This is a genomic window from Bacillus paralicheniformis (assembly GCF_001042485.2).
In the GTDB taxonomy this organism is placed as follows: Bacteria; Bacillota; Bacilli; order Bacillales; family Bacillaceae; genus Bacillus; species Bacillus paralicheniformis.
Genome location: NZ_LBMN02000029.1, coordinates 1 through 3,943 on the forward strand (window position 1 = coordinate 1; position 3,943 = coordinate 3,943).

Genomic DNA, 3,943 nt, shown 5'->3' on the forward strand with positions numbered 1-3,943 from the left:
ATCTAACCGCAATTGAAACACCACAAGTGAATGACACATATATGATGTTTGAAGTTTAAGCAGTGGTCCCACTTGAACGTTATCCTGAGCGTGGGTTTCGACATGTCTGAGGAAGATATTAAGGGTCATAGGTTAGAGAAAAGTTTTCAAACTAAGGTTTCTAAAAATTTGCATTAAATTTATTAAAAGGCAGCCGAAACTGGTTGCTTTTTGTGGTTATTTTAAGAGACATGGCACCAAACGCAGGTATAATTTACTTCTTATTTTGAGGATTCCTTATTTTGAAACCCTTTTTCGGTCGATAACGTAGACTTTTAATAACATAAGGTTTTGTTATTGATTCTGGAAGGAGAATTAAAATGGATTACATCTATAAGGAAAAGAAAAATGGCAATCGTATAATATCAATCAGAGATAAATGGGAGAATGCTCTTATTGAATTTGAGGAAAAAGGTAATCAAATTGATATAGTAATCAATTATCGTAACGAGAAAACAACTAAGTTTTCGCTACCAATTGAGACTTTTGAGAAAGTGTATCAGGATATTAAAAAATAAATAGGAGAGACAGATAATGATAATAATTCGGTTTGAAAATTTTACTCGCACATCATAAGAATATAATTGCGTTGCAAATGAATTTTTTTATTTTTAACGACTTTCCTCATCTTTGTTCTGTAGTTAATTTTAAGGTGAGTGTTGTCAATAGAACAATAATGAAAAGGAAGGTAATATAAATTATGAAGTTAAGAATAAACTATGTAGTATTATTCATTATGTAATCTGAAGGGTTCTTTATAGCAGGTTTTGCATTAGAGAATGTCCTTGATTATTCATTGGTGATTGGAATCATCTTACAGATCATATTTGTTATTTTTTCCTCAATTTTAGCAATAAAAAAACAAAAGAATACAAACAGGACAAAGTAAGTAATTGCCGTGTTATTTAGTTAAGAGATGAATTAAGTTACGCGGCATCTATTGCAATCGAGTTAGGTTTTTATGGGTGGCAATGTCGAAGGTAAATGGTAAGGGGGTAAGAATGTCTTTTATTACAATAATTGAAATTATCTTAGTGTGATAACAGTATTGGGGTTATTTTCATGTACTTTTAAAAGGCAAAAAAGTGTTAATGATGATGTTGTTTTTAGTTATGCTAGATATATGATTTATTTGTTTGTAGCTGAAGTTGCAATATATGTCATATTTCAATTGTTTTAGTAAAGTTAGACCTTTTAAGGACTAACTTTTAAACCTTTTCAACTAACCTGTATCTTTTGCAATTTACACGCTTATAATAGATGAATACCTATATCATCGGGGGGAGAACCATTGAACGTACAAGCGTTTTCTGTGTTTAGTCGAAGAGTCCTAATTGTTCAGCAAACGGGTCTTTTAAGAAATGTTATCTAACGACGCTTGTGCAAAAATAATATTGTTGTTTAATTTACAATAAAGTCATTTAAAAAATAATATTAGTTGTTTAAAAATCCTTATTCCACGAACGGAGCAGGTTAGTGGAAGCAATAGTAATTTAGGTTTGACTGGGAAAATTGTCGATGATATTAAAAAAGACACCGAAGTGTCTTATGTTTTTCAAATTAAGCATACCGATAAATTGAAATTTAATTACTTAACATTATGCTTATCATGGGAGCGAGGTATTTTATCGGTGAGTGTATACAAACCATGTAATGCTTGCTGTTAATAATGCTGACGAAATCAAAGCTGTAAGAACACTATATGTTTGCCAAATAAGTATCGTTGACCAATCGAAAGCACAGCACAGTATACCTAGGGCAATCGTAGCGATCAGGAAAATAACTGTTACGATTATTCTCTTTTTTGTCATTGGCTGCCGCTCATTCGTTTTCCTTCTGTGTAATCCTAAGAGAAATAGGAGAACGGCCAATAGGCAAAGAATAATAGTGATAGACGACAAAATGATATCCAAAAGCTGTGTGCCGCTTATTTCATATGACTGAGTTAGATTACCGTCTAATATATCTTTAATTTTTAGTACCAGGTTTATATTGGTATTTGCGCCGTTGCTCAGCAAGCAGACGGCTGTTTGTTCATTTAGCAGTATGACTACTTCGGTTCTGAAATTTGGATTGCCCCCAGTGTGTTCTATAATCGTTTGGTCGGCGTTTACCGACCAGCCTGCCGCATAATACATATCGTTGACAGCCGAAACAGACCTATCACCCCTATGTGATTTTTCGATAACCGTGTGAAATATTTCGGGTATGTCCTGCACAATACCCATCTGTATGCCCATCCAACGCGCCATATCTTTTGTATTAGAAATGATGTAGCCTGCGGGCTTATTCCCAGCATAATCCGGAGCTTTAAATGGAGTTGTCATAAAAAAGGAAGAACGGTAGCCCTGTGCCAACTGTCCAGTGGCTTGAGCATCTTCTTTATAAACATACGTCTGGTGAAGACCTAACCGCTGAAATACCTGTTCCCTCATAAAGTCTTCATAGCTTTGTCGCGACACAATCTCAATAACCAAGCCCAATACGTCATAATTAACGGTTCCATAGTTATACTGTTCACCGGGAGGGAACGCCAATTCAGCATCTACGAGCATTTCCACAGTCTTTTGCAACATATCCGGTGTATTGCCTTGTGGAATACTTTGAGTATGCCTAATATTTGTTAGACCACTGGTATGGTGAAGAAAGTTATTTAGTGTAAGGCTTTGCATATCAACAGGTTTCCCTTGATACTTTAACGTAAACCAAGGTAAATATTTTTGGACAGGGTCAGTCATTGAGAGCAGCCCTTGCTCTTCCAACAGCATAATACCCATACCGGTAAAAGCTTTACTGACCGAGGCTAACTCATAGAGTGTATTTTCACTTGCAGACAACCCCTTTTCACGGTCAGCATACCCTGAAGAAAAGTAGAACACTTCATCATCAGCAAGTATTGAGATTGACATTCCCGGCACACCTGATATACGAGAGGCATCATCTAGCAACGCTTGTATTGCCGCAGATTTCGAATCAGACAACGCATAACTTTGTGTTGCGAATCCTGAGAATAATATAAATATCGTTAATACAAAAACAATAATCTTTTTCATAAACTCTCCTTTCCGAAAAATTATAATAGAATAATATAAATAACCTACTTTTACAAATACTAAACTAAATTTGTTTTATATTTCTATTAACCTATATAATATCAATTAATTGGGAAGAGTTACACTTAACGAACAGATGCGTTAGTTCAATAAGAAAAACGATCTTCAACAATCGGGCGCGATTGTTGAAAAGAATTACAAGGGTGATACATATTACACATGACTAATATGTATCACCCTTTATTTTTTATGACTTTTTGCGTTTTAGGTATTGATAATGTAAATCAGGGGATATAATTTTTTAGTTTGCTATGATATGTAAGATTAAAATGAAATGATTTAACATGAATTGTTTATTGGTTATTTTAAGAGTCATGGCACCAATGACAACAGCTGTATCCAATACTTACCAATATCGGTTTGTTTTCTTTTTTTGCTTTGTTGAAGGCTTCTTCTCCCCACGGGTGCCAGTCAACAGGATTGTGAGCGTGTTGAAGTAAGTAAGGAGACTTCTCAGCGATTAGTCTATTGGGTTTGTTGTTAGTTGGCATGGAATCACCTTCTTTCTATACAAATTTTTATTCAGTATTGTCTATACATTATTTAATATACCAAAAAACAAGAAGCTTTTGAGGTAATCTCTTCTTTTTTTTATGGATCTTCGGAATATACAGTGGCTAATGGCTTAATTAAACTATATTATAATCAGAATATTTTTAAAAAATAACTTGAAAAACATTTTAAATCGAATTACCTTATCTAAGAAAGGAGGACTAAAATTTGAAAATAACTATTGAAGAATTACCTGAATCAAGGATTGCTTATTTCAGAAATGTTGGGGAGTACGGTGA

Annotated in this window: 2 protein-coding genes and 2 pseudogenes; 2 read left to right on the plus strand and 2 right to left on the minus strand. The window is 34.1% G+C overall.

Annotation, left to right across the window (positions count from 1 at the left end; genetic code table 11):
• Nucleotides 1-359 precede the first annotated feature (359 nt).
• The gene (locus ACH97_RS16485) at nucleotides 360-557 is read left to right on the plus strand and encodes a hypothetical protein (RefSeq protein ID WP_006640006.1); all 198 of its coding nucleotides are present in this window, start codon (nucleotides 360-362) and stop codon (nucleotides 555-557) included.
• 1,107 nt (nucleotides 558-1,664) lie between these two features.
• Here the strand turns inward: ACH97_RS16485 and ACH97_RS16490 are convergent.
• Both ACH97_RS16490 and ACH97_RS23075 read right to left on the minus strand, forming a co-directional pair.
• Nucleotides 1,665-3,092: a serine hydrolase domain-containing protein gene (locus tag ACH97_RS16490; protein WP_006640007.1), complete on the minus strand. Its 1,428-nt coding sequence runs from the start codon at nucleotides 3,090-3,092 to the stop codon at nucleotides 1,665-1,667.
• A 374-nt stretch (nucleotides 3,093-3,466) separates the two neighbouring features.
• A pseudogene (locus ACH97_RS23075) lies at nucleotides 3,467-3,643 on the minus strand (DUF255 domain-containing protein); the annotation flags it as partial.
• Nucleotides 3,644-3,872: 229 nt separating this feature from the next.
• Here ACH97_RS23075 and ACH97_RS23510 point away from each other — a divergent pair.
• A pseudogene (locus tag ACH97_RS23510) lies at nucleotides 3,873-3,943 on the plus strand (transcriptional regulator); the annotation flags it as partial.